The organism is Cupriavidus sp. CER-90 (assembly GCF_057652055.1).
Genome location: NZ_JBYGYM010000002.1, coordinates 2,392,542 through 2,413,315 on the forward strand (window position 1 = coordinate 2,392,542; position 20,774 = coordinate 2,413,315).

Annotated in this window: 20 protein-coding genes; 7 read left to right on the forward strand and 13 right to left on the reverse strand. The window is 66.4% G+C overall.

The genetic code is table 11. From position 1 onward, the window contains the following. Positions 1–62 precede the first annotated feature (62 nt). Together rsgA and AC24R4_RS21580 are read right to left on the reverse strand one after the other, a co-directional pair. Complete coding sequence (gene rsgA, locus AC24R4_RS21575; protein ID WP_400391832.1) at positions 63–1,040, reverse strand: ribosome small subunit-dependent GTPase A; 978 nt, start codon at positions 1,038–1,040, stop codon at positions 63–65. After that, entirely contained in the window at positions 1,037–2,287 is a 1,251-nt protein-coding gene (locus AC24R4_RS21580) for a M48 family metallopeptidase (protein ID WP_400391835.1), read from the reverse strand. The genes rsgA and AC24R4_RS21580 overlap by 4 nt, the downstream gene beginning before the upstream one ends. Positions 2,288–2,449: 162 nt before the next feature. On the opposite strand from AC24R4_RS21580, the gene orn reads away from it, so the two are divergent. Together orn and AC24R4_RS21590 are read left to right on the forward strand one after the other, a co-directional pair. Next, positions 2,450–3,091, forward strand: coding sequence for an oligoribonuclease (orn, locus tag AC24R4_RS21585; protein ID WP_400391838.1), 642 nt, complete (start codon positions 2,450–2,452; stop codon positions 3,089–3,091). An 85-nt stretch (positions 3,092–3,176) separates the two neighbouring features. After that, the gene (locus tag AC24R4_RS21590) at positions 3,177–4,058 is read left to right on the forward strand and encodes an AEC family transporter (protein ID WP_400391841.1); all 882 of its coding nucleotides are present in this window, start codon (positions 3,177–3,179) and stop codon (positions 4,056–4,058) included. 47 nt (positions 4,059–4,105) lie between these two features. On the opposite strand, the gene mog is transcribed toward AC24R4_RS21590, so the two are convergent. Together mog and yjgA are read right to left on the reverse strand one after the other, a co-directional pair. Then, positions 4,106–4,753: a molybdopterin adenylyltransferase gene (gene mog, locus AC24R4_RS21595; RefSeq protein WP_400391844.1), complete on the reverse strand. Its 648-nt coding sequence runs from the start codon at positions 4,751–4,753 to the stop codon at positions 4,106–4,108. Beyond that, positions 4,750–5,367 carry a ribosome biogenesis factor YjgA gene (gene yjgA / locus AC24R4_RS21600; RefSeq protein WP_400391847.1) on the reverse strand — a complete coding sequence of 206 codons (618 nt, stop codon included), beginning with the start codon at positions 5,365–5,367 and terminating at the stop codon, positions 4,750–4,752. The genes mog and yjgA overlap by 4 nt, the downstream gene beginning before the upstream one ends. 48 nt (positions 5,368–5,415) lie before the next feature. Here yjgA and pmbA point away from each other — a divergent pair, with 48 nt between their 5' ends. After that, positions 5,416–6,783 carry a metalloprotease PmbA gene (pmbA, locus tag AC24R4_RS21605; protein ID WP_400391850.1) on the forward strand — a complete coding sequence of 456 codons (1,368 nt, stop codon included), beginning with the start codon at positions 5,416–5,418 and terminating at the stop codon, positions 6,781–6,783. A gap of 67 nt (positions 6,784–6,850) precedes the next feature. On the opposite strand, the gene AC24R4_RS21610 is transcribed toward pmbA, so the two are convergent. The 3 genes from AC24R4_RS21610 to AC24R4_RS21620 form a co-directional block, all read right to left on the reverse strand. Further along, the gene (locus tag AC24R4_RS21610; RefSeq protein WP_400391853.1) at positions 6,851–7,351 is read right to left on the reverse strand and encodes a dihydrofolate reductase; all 501 of its coding nucleotides are present in this window, start codon (positions 7,349–7,351) and stop codon (positions 6,851–6,853) included. Next, complete coding sequence (locus AC24R4_RS21615) at positions 7,348–8,142, reverse strand: thymidylate synthase (protein ID WP_400391855.1); 795 nt, start codon at positions 8,140–8,142, stop codon at positions 7,348–7,350. The genes AC24R4_RS21610 and AC24R4_RS21615 overlap by 4 nt, the downstream gene beginning before the upstream one ends. Before the next feature lie 119 nt (positions 8,143–8,261). After that, on the reverse strand, positions 8,262–8,969 hold the full coding sequence (locus tag AC24R4_RS21620) for a TerC family protein (RefSeq protein ID WP_400391858.1): 708 nt from the start codon (positions 8,967–8,969) through the stop codon (positions 8,262–8,264). Between the two features lie 589 nt (positions 8,970–9,558). Here AC24R4_RS21620 and egtD point away from each other — a divergent pair. Beyond that, the gene (gene egtD, locus AC24R4_RS21625; protein WP_400391861.1) at positions 9,559–10,665 is read left to right on the forward strand and encodes an L-histidine N(alpha)-methyltransferase; all 1,107 of its coding nucleotides are present in this window, start codon (positions 9,559–9,561) and stop codon (positions 10,663–10,665) included. 148 nt (positions 10,666–10,813) lie between these two features. Then, complete coding sequence (locus AC24R4_RS21630; RefSeq protein WP_400391863.1) at positions 10,814–12,070, forward strand: SUMF1/EgtB/PvdO family nonheme iron enzyme; 1,257 nt, start codon at positions 10,814–10,816, stop codon at positions 12,068–12,070. 100 nt (positions 12,071–12,170) lie between these two features. On the opposite strand, the gene AC24R4_RS21635 is transcribed toward AC24R4_RS21630, so the two are convergent. From AC24R4_RS21635 to AC24R4_RS21655, 5 genes are all read right to left on the reverse strand, one after another. Beyond that, positions 12,171–14,036 carry a DEAD/DEAH box helicase gene (locus AC24R4_RS21635; RefSeq protein ID WP_400391866.1) on the reverse strand — a complete coding sequence of 622 codons (1,866 nt, stop codon included), beginning with the start codon at positions 14,034–14,036 and terminating at the stop codon, positions 12,171–12,173. 817 nt (positions 14,037–14,853) lie between these two features. After that, positions 14,854–15,084 carry a hypothetical protein gene (locus tag AC24R4_RS21640; RefSeq protein WP_400391868.1) on the reverse strand — a complete coding sequence of 77 codons (231 nt, stop codon included), beginning with the start codon at positions 15,082–15,084 and terminating at the stop codon, positions 14,854–14,856. A 136-nt stretch (positions 15,085–15,220) separates the two neighbouring features. Continuing rightward, positions 15,221–15,487, reverse strand: coding sequence for a hypothetical protein (locus tag AC24R4_RS21645; protein WP_153945506.1), 267 nt, complete (start codon positions 15,485–15,487; stop codon positions 15,221–15,223). An 84-nt stretch (positions 15,488–15,571) separates the two neighbouring features. Next, positions 15,572–15,838 carry a hypothetical protein gene (locus tag AC24R4_RS21650; protein WP_400391872.1) on the reverse strand — a complete coding sequence of 89 codons (267 nt, stop codon included), beginning with the start codon at positions 15,836–15,838 and terminating at the stop codon, positions 15,572–15,574. Between the two features lie 57 nt (positions 15,839–15,895). Further along, positions 15,896–16,171: a hypothetical protein gene (locus AC24R4_RS21655; protein ID WP_153945504.1), complete on the reverse strand. Its 276-nt coding sequence runs from the start codon at positions 16,169–16,171 to the stop codon at positions 15,896–15,898. A gap of 421 nt (positions 16,172–16,592) precedes the next feature. Between AC24R4_RS21655 and AC24R4_RS21660 the strand changes: the two genes are divergently transcribed. Continuing rightward, positions 16,593–18,761, forward strand: coding sequence for a serine/threonine protein kinase (locus AC24R4_RS21660; RefSeq protein ID WP_487523602.1), 2,169 nt, complete (start codon positions 16,593–16,595; stop codon positions 18,759–18,761). Positions 18,762–18,783: 22 nt separating this feature from the next. Here the strand turns inward: AC24R4_RS21660 and AC24R4_RS21665 are convergent, their stop codons facing one another. Further along, a complete protein-coding gene (locus AC24R4_RS21665; protein WP_487523603.1) occupies positions 18,784–20,067 on the reverse strand; it encodes a formylglycine-generating enzyme family protein in 1,284 nt (427 codons plus the stop codon). A 223-nt stretch (positions 20,068–20,290) separates the two neighbouring features. On the opposite strand from AC24R4_RS21665, the gene AC24R4_RS21670 reads away from it, so the two are divergent. Then, complete coding sequence (locus AC24R4_RS21670; protein ID WP_400395101.1) at positions 20,291–20,731, forward strand: DUF4399 domain-containing protein; 441 nt, start codon at positions 20,291–20,293, stop codon at positions 20,729–20,731. Positions 20,732–20,774 lie beyond the last annotated feature (43 nt).

Below are 20,774 nucleotides of genomic sequence, written 5' to 3' on the forward strand. Positions count from 1 at the left end.
GAAGCCGTGGCAGGCAGGGTGCTTTTACCTTACCACGGCCGGTGCCGATTGCCAGCCGGGGCTTACCACGGCTTCTGCTGACGCGATTCGTGCAGCAGCTGCGTATAGAGCTGGTGGCGGCGCGGCGAAATCGTGCCGTTGTCGATGGCGCCCAGCACGCCGCAGCCGGGCTCGTTGATGTGGTGGCAGTTGTAGAACCGGCATTCGGTCAGCTGCGGCCGGAATTCCGGGAAGGCGCGCTCCAGCATGCCTTCGCTCAGGTGGTGCAGGCCGAATTCCTGGAAGCCCGGGGAATCGATCAGATAGCCGGGCCGGCCATCGACCACGGCCCATTCGGCCGGCAGGTGATAGAGCCGCGTGAACGTGGTGGTGTGCTTGCCGGAGTCGAGCTTCGACGAAATCTCGCGCGTCTGGGCTTCCACGCCTGGAATCAGCAGGTTCAGCAGCGACGACTTGCCCATGCCCGACTGCCCGATCAGGATGCTGGACACCCCCGCCGTACGCGGCTGCAGCGCGGCCAGCGCCTCGTCGGGGCGGCCGTGGACGGACAGCTCCAGCGTGTCGTAGCCCAGATCCTGATACAGCTTCAGGCGGCGCCGCGCGTCGTCGAGCCGCCCGGTCAGGTCAGTCTTGTTCAGGATCACCAGCGGGCGGATCTCCAGCGCCTCGGCCGACACCAGCGCGCGGCCCAGCAGATCCTCCGAAAAGCTCGGCTCGGTGGCCAGCACGATGATGACCTGGTCGATATTGGCCGCCAGCAGCTTCGACTTGAACTGGTCTGACCGGTACAGCAGGTTCTTGCGCGGATCGATGCCGGTGATCACCCCCTGGTCCACCGCGGCCAGTTCGATGCGCACGTGGTCGCCCACCGCCGCGTCGCTTTTCTTGCCGCGCGGGAAGGCATGCAGATGGGAACCATCGGTGCGCTCCACCACGTAGTGGCGGCCATGCGCGGCGACGATCAGCGCGGATTCCGTAGCGGCCCCGTTGCCCTTGCCGGTGCCCCTGCCGGCGTTGTGATGGCGTGCGCTGCGGGTCATGCGTGCGACAGCAGGCGGTCGATCCGCTGGGCCGCGGGCGGATGCGAGTAGTAGAACGCGCTATAGATCGGGTCCGGCGTCAGCGTGGACGCGTTGTCCTTGTACAGCTTCACCAGTGCGGACACCAGGTGCCCGGCATTGGTCTGGTGCGCGGCGAACTCGTCGGCCTCGAATTCATGCCGGCGCGACGACTGGCTGGCCAGCGGCCCGAGGATGAACGTGAACACCGGCAGCGCCAGGAAGAACAGCACCAGTGCCAGCGCATTGTTGCTGGCGCCGAAGTTCGGCAGCACACCCAGGCCCGTGAAGAACCACTCGCGGGTGGCCAGCCAGCCCAGGATCGCCAGGAAGACCAGCGACAGCGCAAACGTGACCGCGATCATCTTGGCCACGTGGCGGCGCTTGAAGTGGCCCAGCTCGTGGGCCAGCACCGCTTCCACCTCCTCGCCATCCAGGCGCTCCAGCAGCGTGTCGAAGAACACGATGCGCTTGGCCGCGCCGAAGCCGGTGAAATAGGCGTTGCCATGCGCGCTGCGCCGGCTGCCGTCCATCACGAACAGGCCCTTGCTGGCGAATCCGCACTTGCGCAGCAGCGCCTCGATGCGCTCGCGCAGGCCTTCGTCGGCCAGTGGCTCGAACTTGTTGAACAGCGGGGCGATGTACGTGGGCACGATGACCTGCAGCAACAGGCTGAAGCCTACCCACAGCAGCCAGGTGTAAAGCCACCAGTAGGGGCCGGCGCGATCCATCAGCCACAGCACGGCCAGCAGCAGCGGCAGGCCCAGCACGCTGGCCACGGCGGCCATCTTGGCCAGATCGGCCAGCCACAGTCTGAATGTCATCTTGTTGAAGCCGAATCGCTGCTCGATCACGAACTGGCCGTACAGCGAGAAGGGCAGGTCGAACAGCCCGCCGATGATGGCCACGCTGGCGATCAGCGCCACGCCGTAGAAGTAGGCGTTGTCCGGGAAGGTATGGAGCCAGAACTGGTTCAGCGCGTGCAGGCCGCCCAGCATCGTGAAGCCGATCAGCACGGCGGCGCCGGTCAGCACTTCGAGCATCGACAGCCGGGTGCGGGCAATCGTGTAGTCCGCCGCCTTCTGGTGGGCGGACAGGGCGATGGTGTCGGCAAACCGCGCGGGCACGGCGCCGCGATGGCGCGCCACATGGCGGATCTGGCGCGAGGCGAGCCAGAGTTTGGTCAGCACCATGATGACCAGGGCGGCAAGAAAGATCAGCGTGAACATCGGCAAGCCTTGTAGACGATGGCGCGGCGCAGCAACGGGAAAGCCGAAGTGCGCGGCATGCCATCCGGGGCAGATATGCGAGAATTATAATTTGTCCGCCCCCGGCCACCCGCCGATCCGGGGCAATTCCTTTTCCAAGCCCATATCGAGCCGTACCGCCAGATGACAAGTCCCGCCGCATCCTCCGTCAAAAGTGAAAACAACCTTGTCTGGCTGGACATGGAAATGACCGGCCTGCAGCCGGATACCGACCGCATCATCGAGGTGGCGGTGGTGGTCACCGATTCCGAACTGAACATCCTGGCCGAAGGGCCGGTGCTGGTGATCCACCAGTCGGATGCCGTGCTCGACGGCATGGACAACTGGAACAAGGGCACGCACGGCCGCTCGGGCCTGATCGACAAGGTCAAGGCATCGACACTGACCGAAGCCCAGGCCGAGGCCGAGCTGCTGGCCTTCCTGAAACGCTGGGTGCCGGCCAGCAAGTCGCCGATGTGCGGCAATTCGATCTGCCAGGACCGCCGCTTCATGGCGCGCTACATGCCCAAGCTCGAAGCGTTCTTCCACTATCGCAATCTCGACGTCTCGACGCTCAAGGAACTGTGCAAACGCTGGGAGCCCGCCATCCACAAGGGTTTCCAGAAACGTCAGCTGCACACGGCGCTGGCCGACATCCTGGAATCGGTGGAAGAGCTGCGCTACTACCGCCAGCACTTCATCAAGACGCCGGCCGAAGCGGCCGCCACGTTGCCGGCACCGGCAGCCCCCGCCGCCCCTGCTGCCCCCGCCGCCCCCGCCGCGTAACGCCCTCTCAACAACAAGAACCCGGCGGGCGGGCTCCACGACGGACCGGCCACGCCGCCCGAGTCCGTCCAGCCTCGCCCCTGCCATGTTCACGCGCATCGTCTCGATCATCACGCCGGTCATCCTGATCATCCTGATCGGGTGGATATACGGGCGGCGTGCCCATCCGGACATGGCGGGCATCAACAAGGCGATGCTCGAAGTGATCGCGCCGTTGCTGGTGGTCTCGGCATTCATCAGCAAGGATTTCGTGCTGGCCGATCACCTGGTGCTGCTGGCGTGCGCCGTGGCCGTGGTCATCGGCTCGGGCGTCCTGGCCTGGGTGGTGGCGCGCATGAGCGGCGCCAATCCGCGCACGTTCGTGCCCCCGATGATGTTCAACAACTGCGGCAACATGGGGCTGCCGCTGTCGGTCTTTGCCTTCGGGCAGGTGGGCCTGGCGCCGGCCGTGGCGCTGTTTGCGGCATCGAACCTGATGCATTTCACGATCGGCATGAAGATCGTGAACCGGCAGGCGTCGATGGCGCAGATCGCGCGCAATCCGATGGTGCTCGCCACCGTGGCCGGCGTGGCGCTGTCGCTGGCCAAGCCGGTATTTGTGCTGCCCGGGCCGGTCTACGAATCGATCAAGCTGCTCGGGGATTCCACGGTGCCGCTGATGCTGTTCGCACTGGGTGTGCGGATGAAGGATGTGAGCCTGCGCAACTGGGGCATGGGCGTGCTGGGCGCCGTGGTCTGCCCGCTGGCCGGTATCGCCGTGGCGCTGCTGCTGGCATGGTGGGTGCCGATGACCGACCTGCAGCGCGGGCTGCTGTTCGTCTTCGCGTCGCTGCCGCCGGCAGTGCTGAATTTCCTGGTGGCCGACCACTTCCGGCAGGAACCCGACCAGGTGGCGTCGATCGTGCTGCTCGGCAATATCGCCGCGGTGGTGTTTGTGCCGATCGGGCTGTATCTGGGGCTGAAATAAAAAACGCCCTGCGCCGGGTGGGGCAGGGCGTCATCGGCATCGGCCGGTCAGACCGTCGGGTTCGGCTTCGCGCGCAGCGCGCTCTTCGGCCGGAACGCCTTCACGATGGCTTCGTTGGTTTCCACATACGGGCCACCAATCAGGTCGATGCAATAGGGCATCGCCGCAAACACGCCTTGCACGATCACGCGGCCTTCCACGTCGCGCAGGCCTTCCAGCGTCTCGCGAATGGCCTTGGGCTGGCCGGGCAGGTTGACGATCAGCGCCGCCCGGCTCGGCGTTTCGCGGATCACCGCCACCTGGCGCGACAGGATGGCCGTTGGCACGAAGTGCAGACTCACTTGCCGCATCTGCTCGCCAAATCCCGGCATTTCCTTGGTACCCACGGCCAGCGTGGCCTCGGGCGTCACATCGCGCCGGGCCGGGCCCGTGCCGCCGGTGGTCAGCACCAGATCGCATCCGGCCACGTCGACCAGTTCGATCAGCGTGCGCGAAATCAGCGGCGCCTCATCGGGAATCAGCCGTTCCACGGCCTGCCACGGCGAGGTCAGCGTCTTGCCGAACCAGTCGCGCAGGGCCGGGATGCCCTCGTCCTGGTACGTGCCGGACGACGCCCGGTCCGAAATGGAAACGAAGCCGACCACCAGTTCGTCGGGGTGGTGACGGGAAACGGGGGCGGTCAGCGGCGGATTCATGCGTCGGGTTCCTTTGGCGTGTCTGTTGCGGCACTTTCTTCGCCATCATCGCCACCTTCCAGTGCGGCCTTGATGGCCTGGAACAGCTCGCGGTAGTACTTCGGCGGCTTGCCCAGTTCCTTTTCCTTGCGCGCGTTGCGGATGATGTTGCGGACTGACTGCACGTCCACGCCCGGGTGTTCGCCCAGGAATCTGGTCAGGTTGGCGTCGTCGGCCAGCAACAGTTCGCGCCAGCGTTCCATCAGGTGCATCTTGGCGGTCTCGGCCTTGCTGGTGCCCTTGAAGCCTTCCAGCGCGGCGCGGATGGCGGCCACTTCGTCGTCGTCCAGGCTGCGCATGACCTTGCCGACAAACTGCATCTGGCGGCGCTTGCCTTCGTGGCTGGTGATCTTGCGGGCCGCATGGATGGCGTCCGCCAGCGACTCTGGCATCGGCACCCGCGCCAGGCGGTCTTTGGCCAGCGCTTCGAGTTCGGCGCCCAGGTCCTGCAGCTCGGTCATGTCGCGCTTGCGCTGCGACTTGCTCTTGGGCAGGTCGTCGTCGTCTTCCGGGGCAAAGGCGCCCGGGAAACGGCCGTTGGAGTTGTTACGGGTATTTCGCGTCATGGCCGGCATTTTATCTTGCTATGATTCCCGTTTGGACTTTTGATCACGCCCGCCCATATGAGCCAGACTGCCGAAAAGACCGCGCATTTCACCTATACCCAGGATCAGCTCAAGGCCATGGCGGCCGATGTGCTGCGCGTGGCACGCGAACTTGGCGCGACGGATGCCGCTACGGAGATCTCCGAAGGCGGTGGCCTGTCGGTGACGGTGCGCAAGGGGCAGGTGGAAACCATCGAGCAGAACCGCGACAAGGTGGTGGGCGTGACGGTCATGATCGGCCAGCGCCGCGGCAACGCCAGCACGTCCGATTTCTCGCCGGACGCGCTGCGCGCGACGGCCGAGGCGGCGTACAACATCGCCCGGTTCACGGCCGAGGACGATTGCGCGGGCCTGGCCGAGGAAGGGCTGCTCGAACGCAACCCGCAGGATCTGGACCTGTTCCACCCGTGGGACATCGATGCCGAGGGTGCCATCGACATCGCGCGCCGTGCCGAGGCGGCGTCGTTTGCGGTGTCGCCGAAGATCAAGAACAGCGATGGCGCCAGCGTGTCGGCCCAGCATTCGCAGTTCGTGCTGGCCACGTCGCGCGGCTTCGTGGGCGGCTACCCGTATTCGCGCCATTTCATCTCGGCGGCGCCGATCGCCGGGTCCGGCGGCGGCATGCAGCGAGACGACTGGTATTCGTCCAAGCGGTCGCCGCTGGCGCTGGCCGAGCCCGAGGCCATTGGCCGCTATGCCGCCGAGCGCGCGCTGGCCCGCCTGAATGCCCGCAAGCTGTCCACGCGCAAGTGCCCGGTGCTGTTCGAGGCGCCGCTGGCGGCCGGCCTGCTGGGCGCCTTCGTGCAGGCGGTGTCGGGCGGCGCGCTGTACCGCAAGTCGACGTTCCTGTACGACTCGCTGGGCAAGGCCGTGTTCTCGCCCGATATCCAGATCAATGAGCAGCCGCACGTGCCGGGCGCCATGGGCAGCGCCCCGTTCGACGAGGAAGGGGTGCGCACGCAGGCCCGCCAGGTGGTGCGCGACGGCGTGGTGCAGGGCTATTTCCTGTCGACCTATTCGGCGCGCAAGCTCGGCATGCAGACCACCGGCAACGCGGGCGGCTCGCACAACCTGACGCTGACCAGCTCGAAGACGCAACCGGGCGACGACTTCGCCGGCATGCTGAAGAAGATGGGCACCGGCCTACTGGTAACCGAGCTGATGGGGCAGGGCGTGAACTACGTGACCGGCGACTACTCGCGCGGCGCGTCGGGCTACTGGGTGGAAAACGGGGTGATCCAGTACCCGGTGGAGGAAATCACGATCGCCGGCAACATGGTCGAGATGTTCAAGCAGATCGTTGGTATCGGCGCCGACGCGCTGGTGCGCGGCACCAAGGAAACCGGGTCGATCCTGATCGAGCAGATGACGATTGCCGGCAACTGATTCCGGCATTCGGCCAAACGAAGAACGGCGCCCGAGGGCGCCGTTTTTCATGGTCGGACGGGTGGGGTCATTCCTCGCCCGACGGCGGGCGTTCATAGGTGACGAACGCATAGTCGAACGCGTTGGCCGCCGAATGGTGGGTTTCGCGCGCGACTTCCACCCACTTGGACCGGTCGATGGCCGGGAAGTGGGCGTCGCCTTCCACGTCGGCATCGATCTCGGTGACGATCAGGCGATCCGCACTGGGCAGGGCCTCCGCGTACAGTTGCGCGCCACCGATCAGGAACACCTGATCCACGCCCACGCACAGGCGCTGGGCGTCCTCCAGCGAGCCCACTACCTCGGCGCCTTCCAGTTGCAGGGCCCGGTTGCGGCTTACCACGATATTGCGGCGGCCCGGCAGCGGCCGGCCGATCGAATCCCAGGTCTTGCGGCCCATGATGATGGGCGCGCCCAGCGTGGTGCGCTTGAAATGCTGCAGGTCCTCGGGCAGGCGCCACGGCAGCGTGTTGTCGCGGCCGATCACGCCGTTGCGCGCCCGCGCGACGATCAGGGTCAGCAGCGTCATACGGCCACCGGCGCCTTGATCGCGGGGTGCGATGCATAGCCCACCAGTTCGAAGTCGTCGTACTGGTAGTCGAAGATGCTGTCGGGACGGCGCTTGATCTTCAGCGTCGGCAGCTTCATTGGCGCGCGCGACAACTGCGTCTGCACCTGTTCGAAGTGGTTGCTGTAGATGTGGCAGTCGCCGCCGGTCCAGACGAAGTCGCCCACGCCCAGGTCGCACTGCTGCGCGATCATGTGCGTCAGCAACGCGTAGCTGGCGATATTGAACGGCACGCCCAGGAAGATGTCCGCGCTGCGCTGGTACAGCTGGCAGCTCAGCTTGCCGTCGGCCACGTAGAACTGGAAGAACGCGTGGCAGGGCGGCAGCTTCATCTGCGGGATCTCGCCCACGTTCCAGGCCGACACGATCAGACGGCGCGAATCGGGGTTGTTGCGGATCTGCTGCACCACCTCGCTGATCTGGTCGATATGGCGGCCGTCCGGCGTTGGCCAGGCGCGCCACTGGTAGCCGTAGACCGGGCCCAGCTCGCCATTGGCGTCGGCCCATTCGTCCCAGATCGTGACGCCGTTGTCTTTCAGGTACTTGATGTTGGTCGATCCCTGCAGGAACCACAGCAGTTCGTGGATGATCGACTTCAGGTGCAGCTTCTTGGTGGTGACCACCGGAAAGCCTTCGTTCAGGTCGAAGCGCATCTGGTAGCCGAACACCGAGCGCGTGCCGGTGCCGGTGCGATCGGACTTTTCGGTGCCATGCTCGAAAACATGGCGCATGAAGTCGAGGTACTGTTTCATCGGCGCGGGGTAGAAATGTGATGTCGGCTCGCGGGCCGTAAAGCGAGGATTTTAGCCTGAAAGCAAAAAGCCGCCCGAAGGCGGCCTTTTGCGTTTCCCGGCAATTCCGGTCAGCCGGGTCAGTGGCTTTCCACCGGCTTCTGGTTGCTGTCGCGACGCTTCTGGGTCAGGTAGCCCGCACCCAGCACGCCACCGATGATCACCAGGTACAGCCCCCACTTGATGGCGGGCTGTGCCTCGAAGAAGGCCTTGGTGATCGGCTCGCCCAGGATCATCTTGACGGCGGTGAAGGCCAGCACGCCGGCACCGATGTAGATGATCGACGGATAGCGCGACATCAGCTTGAGCACCAGGCTCGAACCCCAGACCACGATCGGGATACTGATCAGCAGGCCCAGCACCACCAGCAGGAAGCTGCCGTGGGCGGCGCCGGCCACGGCCAGCACGTTGTCCACGCCCATCACCGCGTCGGCGATGATGATGGTCTTCATGGCGCCCATCAGCGTGGCCGCGCCAGCGCCGTGCTCGTCACCGTCGTTCTCGGCGGCCAGCAGCTTGTAGGCGATCCAGACCAGCGCCAGGCCGCCAACCAGCAGCAGGCCAGGGATCTTGAGCAGCCAGACCACGCCAATCGTCATGGCCGAACGGACCACCACGGCACCGATGGTGCCCCAGACAATGGCTTTCTTCTGCAGGTGCGGCGGCAGGTTGCGCGCCGCGAGGGCAATCACGATGGCGTTGTCGCCAGCCAGGACCAGGTCAATGACGACGATCGACAGCAGGGCTGTCAGGAACTGCATCGTGAACAGATCGGTAAACCACTCCATGTACGCTCCTCAGGTACGAAAAAGCTGCAGGCCATCGAGCCAGCAAGGGATTTTTGTTGCACCTGGGATTTACAGCGAGCGCCGGAAGTGATCGGGGGCGCCTTTGCAAACCGTAAAAACCAGGTGTGCAAAGGTCTTGCTCGACTGACTGGCGCGGAATGCGCACCAGGGTCAGCACAACCGGAGACGAGCGATGCGTCTCGGAATGACGATTGTGCTAAGGGCATCGGATGCCCCCAAGCTACTCCCCTTTTACTTCCCTCTTTGGAAGGGATCGTGGCCGCCGAAAAGCTCCGGCGATCACGTTGGAGGCGATTATAAGGGAACTGCGAAAAAAATGTTGCACTGCCGGGGTGGGGTTTGTATGTATCAAGTTTCAGACATGAACGCCGTGCGATTCAGTTTGTAAAGTGATGCAACGTGCCACGCACGCATAAGCATATGCACCTATCCTATCTGGATCGGTTCGGCAGGTGTGCACCAGACCTGACAGGCGCGCACCCCTGACCACCGCTGGCAAGCATCGGATGCCGGCGCCGACGCTTTGAGAGGGATTCACCGTAGTGCCCATCGACAACAAGGAAACGTCATGCCGGCCCCCACTACGCTTCAGACGCCCGACACCCATTCGACCCGCAACAACTCCCGCAACCACTCCCATCAACAGAACGGCCACGCCACGCCGGACATGGCTCCGGAGCCGCGCATCGTGGTCGGCAACGGCCACGCCCGGCCCGTGGCGGTCCCGCAGCCGGAATTCGTGCAGCAATACCGCGAGGACAACGGCGCGCTACGCGCCGAGATCGAGGAAGGGCTGCGCCGCAGCCAGGCGCGCATCAGCCCGAAGTTCTTCTACGACGTGCTGGGCTCCCGGCTGTTCGAGGCCATCACCGACCTGCCCGAGTACTACCCCACGCGCACCGAGGCGTCGATCTTTGCCACGGCCGCGCCCGCCATCGCCGCACGGGCGGGCAGCGGCTGCGTGCTGATCGACCTGGGCGCCGGCAACTGCCAGAAAGCGGCGCGCCTGTTTCCGAGCCTGCAGCCGGCCCAGTACGTGGCGCTCGATATCTCGGTGGAATTCCTGCGCGGCACGCTGGCCGCGCTGCAGCAGCAGAACCCCCAGATCCCGATGCTGGGGCTGGGAGCCGACCTGTGCGGGCCGCTCGACCTGCCCTCCAGCGTCAAGCGCGGCCGCCGGCTGTTCTTCTATCCGGGTTCCAGCATCGGCAACTTCGCGCCGATCGACGCCCTGGCGCTGCTGCAGCGGCTGCGGGCCGCGGCCGGCCCGGGAGACGGCGTGCTGATCGGCGTGGACCTGTACAAGGACGCCGACACGCTGGTGGCAGCCTATGACGATGCCCTGGGCGTGACCGCGGCGTTCAACCGCAACGTGCTGCGCAACGTGAACCGCATCGTAGGCAGCGACTTCGCGCTGGCCGACTGGCGTCACGCGGCCACGTTCGACACGCAGGCATCGCGCATCCAGATGCACCTGCAGGCCGAGCGCGATGTCACCGTGCGCTGGCCCAACGGCGAACGGCGGTTCGCGGCCGGCGACCGCATCCATACCGAGGACTCGCACAAGTATCGGCCGGATGACTTCGCGATCCTGCTTGAGGCGGCCGGCTTTACCGACCCGGTCAGCTGGACCGATCCGCGCGGCTGGTTCGCCGTATTTCACGCGCGCGGCTGACGATCGGCACGATCGGGCCAGGCTGGCGGTAAGCCGCGCCGCCAGCAGGGTAAAAGCGCGGGGGGCGGAACGCGTGGGCGCGCGGTGTCATAATGCGCGCAGCCGGCCCGGCCGGCACCGATTCCCACCCTTTGTCACGGATACCTCGATGAGCGGCTTTTCCATGCTTCCCGATCTCCACTTCACCGGCGGCACGGCGGCCTGGCCCGACGCGCGCCGGCTGCCGCGCGAGGGGTTGGCACAGGCATTGGTGGAGTCGCGCAACCGCACGCTGGCGTGGCTGGGTGCCTTCGGCGTGACCCGCAAGGGTTGGACCGTGCAGCGTCAGTACGACACCAATCCGCCGCTGTGGACGCTCGGCAATATCGCCTGGCACGCCGAATGGTGGTGCCTGCGCGGTGTGCGGCACCTGGAGCAGGGCGGTATCCGCCTGCCGGTGGCCAGCGAGCCGTCGCTGCTCGATGGCGCGGACGAATGGTTCGATCCCGAGCGGATCGGTCCGGATGAACGCTGGGAGATCGCGCTGCCCGACGTGGCGGTGGTGAAGCAATACGCCACGCAGGTGCTCGATGGTCTGCTGCGGCGCATCGCGCTACTGCCCGACGACGGCGACGCCACGCTGTATCCGTTCCGCCGCGCGCTGTACTACGAGGACGTGCAGGGCGAAACAGTGGCCACGCTGCTGCAGGCCCTGGAAGTGGCGCCGGTCGAGCCGGCATCGATCTCGCCGGCGGCGGCCGTGCAGTCTGCCGGCACGCTGCACTTTCCCGGTGGCAATTTCACGCAGGGCTGGCCGGAAGCCGACGGCTTTGCCTGGCCCGACGAATTGCCGGCGCAGAAGGTCTACGTCCCCGCGTTCGAGATGGACGCCGCGCTGGTGACCAACGCCCAGTTCCTGGAGTTCGTGGAAGACCGCGGCTACGAGCATCCGTCGTACTGGTCGGCCGCCGGCCGGCAATGGCTGATGACGCAGGAGCGTTCGGCGCCCCGCTACTGGTCGCGCCATGCGGTCAGCCGCAGCTGGGTGGCGTCGCGCTTTGGCACGGAGCGCACCCTCAATCCCGACGAGCCGGTGCGGCACGTCACGCTGTTCGAGGCCCAGGCGTGGTGTGTCTGGGCCGGGCGCCGCCTGCCGCAGGAGGTGGAATGGGAGCTGGCGGCCGTGCAGAATCGCGGGCTGCAATGGGGCACGCTGCGGGAATGGACGGCTACTCCGTACGAGCCGTACCTGGGCTTTGCCGCCGAGCCGACCGATGGCGAGATCATCGGCCGCTTCGGCACGCACCAGGCCGTGCGCGGGGTGTCGTTCGCCAGCCCGTCGCGCCTGCGTCATGTGCGGGCCCGCACGGCACTGCTACCCGAGGACGATGTGTCCTTTGTCGGCTTCCGGACGTGCGCGATGTGAACTGACGCGCGGCAACAAGAAAAGAGAAAAGGCACCCGAGGGTGCCTTTCTTGCGTTCCGCCACCGGCCGGCTGGCCGGCAGGGGATCAGCGATCAGCGATCAACGCTCGTAGCGCGAACGGCTGTTGCCGTTGCGTTGGCCGCCAAAGCCGCCGCGATCGCCGCCACGGTCGCCAAAGCTGCGGTCGCCGAAGCTGCGCTCGCCACCAAAGCCACGGTTGCCGTCGCGTTGCTGGCCGTCGCGGTTGCCGTACGAACGCTGCTCGCCGCCGAAGCTGCGGTCGCCGAAGCTGCGTTGCTGGCCTTGACCCTGGCCCTGGCCACGGTAACCGCCGTTGCCGCGGTCGCCGAAGCCGCCGCGGTCGCCGAAGCCACCGCCATTGCCACGGTCGCCGAAGCCGCCGCCGTTGCCACGGTCGCCGAAACCACGGTTGCCGTCGTTGCCGAAGCGGCGCTCGCCAAAGCTGCGCTCGCCGCCTTCGCGGTTGCCGCCGTTGTTGCCACGGTAGCCGCCGCCGTTGCCGGCACCATTGCCGCTGCGATAGCCACCGCCGCTGTTGCCGCGGAAGCCGTCACGGCCGCCCGGCTTGCCGCCGAAGTTCGAACGCGGCTTCGGCGAACGGCGCGGCTCCAGGCCTTCGATCACCGATGCGTCGATGCGGTGGTTCGTGAAACGCTCGATACGGCGCCACTGGAACATGTCGCCATGGTTCACCAGGTTGATGGCGATGCCCGAGCGGCCGGCACGGCCCGTACGGCCGATACGGTGGACGTAGTCTTCCGCCTGCTTGGGCAGGTCGAAGTTCACCACGTGGGTGATATCGGGCACGTCGATGCCGCGTGCGGCCACGTCGGTAGCCACCAGCACGCGCAGGTTGCCGCGGCGCAGGGCCGTCAGCGTGCGGTTGCGCGCGCCTTGCGTCATGTCGCCGTGCAGGGCGCCGGCCGCAAAGCCGGTGTCCGACAGGCGCTCGGCCAGCGAATCGGCGTCACGCTTGGTGGCCGTGAACACGATGGCCTGCTTCAGCGACGAATCGCGCAGCAGGTGGTCCAGCAGGCGCTCCTTGTGCGACATGTCGTCGGTGAAGTGCAGGCGCTGCTCGATGTTGCTGTGGTCGGCGCGCGCGGCGGCGATCTCGATGCGTTGCGGGTCGCGCAGCTGGCGCGAGGCCAGCTGGCCGATACGGGCGTCCAGCGTGGCCGAGAACATCAGCGTCTGGCGCGATGCCGGCGTGGCGGCCACGATGGCGTCGATGTCGTCGGCAAAGCCCATGTCGAGCATGCGGTCGGCTTCGTCGAACACCAGCATGTCCAGCGCGGACAGGTCGATGCGGCCGGCTTCGATGTGGTCCAGCAGACGGCCCGGCGTTGCCACCAGGATGTCCGGCATGCGCGACAGCATGGCCAGCTGCTTCGGATAGGGCATGCCGCCCAGGATGCTGGCGCACACGATGCGGCGCAGATGGCGGCCGTACTTGGCGGCGGCCTCGGTCACCTGCAGGGCCAGTTCACGCGTCGGCGTCAGCACCAGCAGCGACGGCTGGGCGGCGGCCGGACGGGGGCGCTTGCCCTTCATGCGCTTGGCCGGTTCGGTCGGACGATTCGGCGCGGGCTTTTCGCTGATGCGCTGGATCGCCGGCAGCATGAACGCGGCGGTCTTGCCCGAACCGGTCTGGCTCGAGACCAGCAGGTCGCGGCCAGCCAGGAAGGCGGGAATGGCCTGGGCCTGGACCGGGGTGGGGTTGTTGTAGTTGGCTTCGGCCAGGGCGCGCAGGATGGCGGGGTCCAGGCCAAGCTTTGCGAAACCGCTTTCCGGTGCGTCCGACGCTTGCGCGGCCGGGGCTGCATCGGCATTGAGCATGGCGTCGAGCTTGTCGAGCGGGCTCACGGCAGCGGCGGGCGTGGCAGTGGTGTCGGCGGCGGAAGCAAAAGATTGCTCCGCACGGAAGTCTTCGTGCTGGGTCATGTCGTACGTATTAAAAATGCATGGCACCCCAGGGCATTGTGCGCAAAGGGGTGGGCGCAAGTGCAAAGTCTTAAAAAGGCTTCGGCGCCAATCGGTAGGCCGTTCGACAGACTCAGCTGGCAAGACGGCGGCAGGCAGGGGGCGGCAGGCGATTCAAAACCGGCCGATTATCCCTGGCAGGCAAACAGCAATTCGGGCTGTTATCAGGATCGGAGACGAGGCAGCGTCAGGTGAGCGGTGCGTTCTGGCCAGGCACCTGTCTGATACTTCGTGTGATGACAGAGGCAGGGAGCAGATCTTGGGAGGTAGCGGATACGCCACGGCGGGTGGCCGGACGGCGCGGTGCGGGACTCACAGTGCGAAACTCACGGCGCGCAGTATAGCAGAACGCTGAATTTTTTGTTGCACCGCGCAAGCGGGAAATATCTGGAACATCGTAAGCAAACGTAAATGAAAGCGGCCGGGGCTTCGCTTGCATGTCGGGGCCCGGTGCCTATACTCCAGACGCGGGCATCGCTGCCCGTACGGGGCGGACGACAAAAGTCCCGCTGACATTGCCTTTGGCAAGGTTCGCTTGCCGCTCGCCTCCGGCCTTGCGGTCATTGATGCCACCGCCAGGTTTCCTCCGACTGTCCGGGTGGTCCGGATGGGCGTCCGCTTCATGGGCGGAATCCATGGGAAACATGCTTGGCACAGGAATGACCGGAAGCAGCCGGTGACGCAGACCCAGGAAGTCCGGGCCCGTCCGCAACCAAAGCCCGCCAATTGCTTGGCGGGCTTTTTCTTGTGATGCGACCTGTGCGCCTGGCGTGCCGGCTTACTTGCGCGCGGGCGTGGTATCCCGTTCGTGCCCTGCAGCCTGCGATGTGCCGGGGAATCCCTCTGGATACTGGACCAGCCGCGTAAGCGCGGGGCGTCGGTGCGCCTGCCAGCGGTAGCTGCCGGCCAGCCGCGCGCCGCCGATGATGGCGGTCATGGCCTCGCGATCGAGGTCCATGTTTTCCGACAAATCCTTGATGACGATGACTGCCATGGCGATCTCCAGCATGCGGGCCTTGCCGCGGCCGGCCGGAACGGCGCCGGTCGGGCAGCGCCGGGGCAGGCGCGGGCCCGATTCAGTATAGGCGAGCGGTCCTGTCGCATGCGCCCGGCACGCGACAGGACCGCGCCTGGACGCGCGGCGTTCAAGCCACCGCCAGGTTGCCGCCCCATTGCGTCGGCTTGACGTTGAGCGCGAGGTGGCCCAGGTCGACGCCGACGATCTTGTTGTTGTTGAAGGCGGCGACGTTCACCTGCTGGAACTGCTGCACGCTCTGGTTGATGTTGACGTTGACCAGCGGGCCGGCGGCGGCAATCTTGCCGAACCAGTCCGTGCCGCCGCGGATGGCGCACAGCGATTGTTGGTCGAGGTCCTTGCTGACGGCAAGGTCGCGGACGATGATCGATGACATGGTGGACTCCTGGAATCAGATTCAGCGGGTCGGGTCTGCGGCGGGCGGCCGGCTCGATGCCGGCGCCCGCCGCTGGCGGCGGACTCAGGCGTTGTTCTGCGCGTACTGGTTCGTCGTCGCGTTGTTGCGCAGATGGTCCTGGAAGGCCGAACCGTTGCCGAAATAGTTGCCCACCTGCTGCATCTGCTGGTTCTGCTGGTCGATCTTGACGTGCGAATCGAACGACAGCTTCACCGGGGCGTAGACGCTGGTCCACGGGGCGATCAGGCCCAGGCCGCCGCGTACCGATTGCATGCGGGCGGCTTCGAGGGTGGTGGTGCTGGACAGGTCGAGGATGGTCAGGGTGCTCATGGCAGTCTCCTAATGGGCGAGTGTGCGGGTGCGGTGCGTGGATGCGAAAGGCGGTGCTCAGACCGGGTGGTACACGTTGTTCTGTGCGGACTGGGTCGTGGTGACGTTGTTCGTCATGTGGTCCTGGAAGGCCGAGCCATTGCCGAAGTAGTTCTCCACCGATTGCATTTGCTGGTTCGACTGGGTGACGTTGAACACCTTGTCGACCGACAGCTTGAACGGGCTGTAGACGGTGGTGATCGGCAGGATGGCGATGCCGCCGCGTACGGCGTTCAGCGCCTTGGCGTCGAGGGTTTCGGTCGAGGACAGGTCCTTGATGGTCAGCGTGGTCATGATGGTTCTCCTGGATAAGGAAGGTGCTGCGTTGGGTCTGGGTGATGAGCATCGGGTTGGTGTCGCGCTCGGACCAGATATCGCAGCAAGCGTGCCAGCGCGTGCCATGGCCACGGAAAAAGTCTGCGGCGCGTTGTTGGACAAGGGTTTGCGGCGCAGCCGCGCGATGCGCGCCGGCATGGCGGGGGTGCGTGACCCCCTCGCAGTGATGGGGCGGCGCCAACAGAAAGGTGTCGGGTGTCGGGCGGACGGCAACGTCCGGGGCGTGCCGGACCACAGGGCGGCATTGCGGATGGCCGGAGTGCGCACTAGTATCCATCGAAGGCAATGTGCCGTGACGCAACGGTTCCGCCTCCAGTGCCGCCTCCAAAGCGCCACTTGTCAGCGCCACCAGTCGGCAACCAATGTCGGGATGCACCGGATGTCCAGCCTGACCGAACTCATACGGAATTTTCAGAGCGGGAGCCTGAGCCGCGACGAATTCCTCGCATCGGTGGATACGGCCCTGAAGGACGATCAGACCGACTCCACCCAGTTTGCCCGCGTGCTTTCCGAGGAGCACACACGCTTTCCGTTGCCGCCGGCCGTCTACGCCGAAGTCATGCATCGCATCGACTCCCACGTGGCCACGCAGTTCGACCCCGTTGGCCCGGCGCGGCACGATGGGCGCACCGAGCTGCCCGGCGAGGAAACGCGTATCGAGCCCGGGCCGGTGGATCGGCCGATGCCGGCGCCGGGCTTCACCGGCACCACCGGCAGCGGCATGACCGGCGGGTACACCGGCAACACGGGCACCGGCAACACCGGCAACACCGGCAGCCATACGGGCGGCAACACGGGGGGCGCCACCACCGGCGGACAGAGCGGGCACTTCACCGGCGGCTTCATCCCGTCCGGTCCGACAAAGGGTGTGGGCGATACGCTGAACGGCCGCTTCGTGCTCGAAGAGTGCCTGGGCGTGGGCGGCATGGGCACGGTGTACAAGGCGCTCGACCTGCGCAAGCTCGAAGCATCGGACCGCAAGCCCTATATCGCCATCAAGGTGCTGAACATGCAGTTCAGCGGGCATCCGAAATCGCTGATCGCGCTCCAGCGCGAGGCGCGCAAGGCCCAGCAGCTGGCCCACCGCAATATCGTCACGGTGTACGACTTCGACCGCGACGGCCCCACGGTCTTCTTGACCATGGAATACCTGCAGGGCAAGTCGCTCAACCGTGTGCTGCGCTCGCCGGAATTCCAGGGGCTGCCTTATGCGAAGGCGATGCCGATCATCGTCGGCATGGGCAGCGCGCTGGCCTATGCGCACGAACGCGGCTTCGTGCATTGCGACTTCAAGCCGGCCAATGTGTTCCTGACCGATCGCGGCGAGGTCAAGGTGATCGACTTCGGCATCGCGCGGGGCTTCCAGCAGCCTGCCGACGACGCCGACCAGACCGTGTTCGATCCGGGATCGCTGGGCGGCATGACGCCGGCCTACGCCAGCCCGGAGATGTTCGAGCACCGCGAGCCCGATCCGCGTGACGATATCTACGCGCTGGGCTGCGTCAGCTATGAACTGCTGACCGGTCGGCACCCGTACAACCGCGTGTCGGCCACGGAGGCGCGTGCAAAGAACCTGAAGCCCGAACCACCGAAGACACTGTCGCGTGGGCAGTGGAAGGTGCTGCGCCAGGCGCTGTCGCTGGACCGCGCAACCCGCACGCCCACGGTCAAGCAATTCCTGGCCGGGCTGGGCGGCGAAGCGCAGGCCACCAGCCTTCGCCTGCCCGTGATCGCGGGCAGCGTGATCGCCGGCGTGGCCCTGGCCACGGGGGTACTGGTGTACCTGTGGCGCAGCCACATGCCGCCGACGGAAAGCGCAGCGCCGGCCCAGGCCGCGGCGCCGTCCGCCACGCCCGCGCCGCCGGCAGAGGCGGTGCCGGTCAAGCCCGAAGCCGTCGCGCAGGTGATCGCCGCCACGCCGTGTTCGCTGCTGAGGGCCCGGATCGACGGCAATACGCTGCAGGTAGGCGGGTATGTCGGCGAATCGGCATTGGGCGGCCTGCGCGACAAGCTGGGCAGGATCGCGGGCGTGCGCACGCTGAAGCTCGATGCCCAGCCGCTGACCAGCGACAAATGCGACGTGGTCAAGCTGGTGGCGCCGTACTGGTCAGGCAGCCGGAAGGCGGGCGAGCCCGCCGGCGCGGTACTGCGCACGCGCGGCGGGACGCAGCTGACCGAAGGCGCGCCGCTGGTGCTGGACATCAACACGCCGCCGCACGACTCGTATGTCTACGTCGACTATTTCTCGGCCGATGGCAAGGTGGCGCACCTGGTGCCCAGCGGGCGCATCCAGGGCAACCAGGCGCCGGCCAGCTACAGTGCGACCGTGGGCGACAGCGGCGACTGGGTCATCTCGAAGCCGTTCGGCACCGAGCTCGTGGTGCTGCTGACCACGCCGGCGCCGCTGTTCCCCGCACGGCGCCCCGAGTTCGAGACCCGCCAGGAGTACCTGAAGGCGCTGGAAAAGCCGCTGGCGCAGATGGCCAGCAAGCACGGGCGCGAGCAGGTCAGCGCGGACATCGTGCAGATCGCCACGCGCGCGAAGTAGCCGCCAGCACAACCGCCTGGGGCTACTTCGCCTCGCGCACCACGCGAAAGCCGTTCTGCGACTGGCGCACGCTGGTGCTGTACTTGAAGCGCGTGGAAGACACCATGTAGCTGGCCCCCTCGCGCCACGAGCCGCCACGTATCACGCGCGCGGTGCAGGCCGGCTCGTCCCATGCGCGGCCATCGGTCGGCGCGTTCTTGTACGAACTGTGCCAGCAGTCGGCCACCCATTCCCAGACGCTGCCGTTCATGTCGTGAAGTCCGAACGGATTGGGCGCGAACGATCCGACATTGGCTGGCGCGGCATCGCTCCACGGATCGCCGCAATCCTTGCAGTTGGCGTTGCCCTTGCTCATCCGGTCGCCCCACCAGAATGCGGTGCTGGTGCCGCCGCGCGCCGCGTACTCCCATTCGGCCTCGGTGGGCAGCCGGTAGCGCTTGCCGGTGGTTTTCGACAGCCAGGCCACGTACTGCTGCGCGTCATCCCAGCTGATGTCGCGCGCCGGTGCCGTCCTGGCCTCGGGCGGATTGGCGGCAATGCGCGGGCAGGCGTTGGCATCGACGCAAGCATTCCATTGCTCGACCGTGACTTCGTATTTGCCGATGGCAAACGCGTGGCCCACGTTCACGTGATGCGGTGGTTTCTCGGCGGGGTCGCTGGTGTTGCTGCCCATCGTGAAGGCGCCGGGATTCAGCGCGATCATCAGCGGACACTGCGGACAGTCGCGCGATTCGCCGCCCTTGGCCTCGGCCGGCTTTGCCGCGCCGGACGCGGGGGCTTCCTTGCCTTCCGCCGGAAAGGTCACGGTGCCCTGCGCGACGGTGCCGCCGGCGCGTGTGCGGGTCTGGCCCGGGGCAGCGGCCGGTGGCGTGGGGGCAGGGGGCGGCCGGGTGACGGCAGGCGGCGTGGATTCGGCCTTCGCCTGGGGCTTCGGCTCGGACTTGGGCGGGGCCGATGACGTCGCCGGTGCTGGTGCCGATGCCGCCTGCGCGGGCGCACTGGCCTTGATGCGATCGAGCCGCGACCTGGCCAGCGCGGCGAAGCGTCCGTTCGGATACTGCTTCAGGTAGGCCTCGTAGTCGGCGGCGTAGTTGCTGTTCTTGATCGAATCCCAGAACGACAGTTCGTACTGCTCGTCGCTGTTCTTCGGCAGGATGCCGGCCGTCGCCGATGGCAACAGCGCGTTGCCCGCCTGGGCGATCCGGTCCCGCACGCTGCGCGGGGGCGGCCCGTGCGACGCGCCATCGATTCCCGCGCCGGTTTCCAGCAGCGCCAGCAGCGACGCGACGATTGCTTTCCGCCACATATTCACCCCCCTCAGAGTCGCCGCGCTGTGCGGTGTGGAGTTGCCGTGACGCGGTACCGGCCGTTTCAAGATAGCACAGCGTTTGTGGCGTGAAAGTTCGCTTTTTGGAGCCGGCCGACCTACGCTGTAGGACACATCGCCGAGCGCATCAAGAACATCGACCAAGAATCCGCTCCCGCGCGGGGTACCGTGTGCAGCGGACTGTTCTCCGGGAGGAGCCGCCATGTCCAGACGATCCCTGCTGCACGCGCTCGCGGCCGCATCCCTGGCCACGTGTCTGGCCAGCTGGACGACGCTGGCGATACCGTTGACGCAGGCCCCCAAGGGCGCCGAGGTCTATATCATCTGGCCCGGCGACGGCACGGTCATCGATGGCGGCAAGCTCTGGGTGCGCATGGGGCTCAAGGGCATGGGCGTGTGCCCCAAGGGCATCGAGCGGCCCAACTGCGGGCATCACCATCTGCTGATCGACGCCGATCTGCCGCCGATGGACAAGGAAATCCCGAACGATCGCAACCACCTGCACTTTGGCGCGGGAGAGACCGACGCGCGCATCGAACTGACCCCGGGCAAGCACACGCTGCAACTGCTGCTGGGCGACAGCAAGCATGTGCCGTTCGATCCGCCGATTTACTCGAAGAAGATCACGATCACGGTGCGCTAGCCACACAGGCGCGAACGGGGGGGAGCCATGACCCATTTCAGAC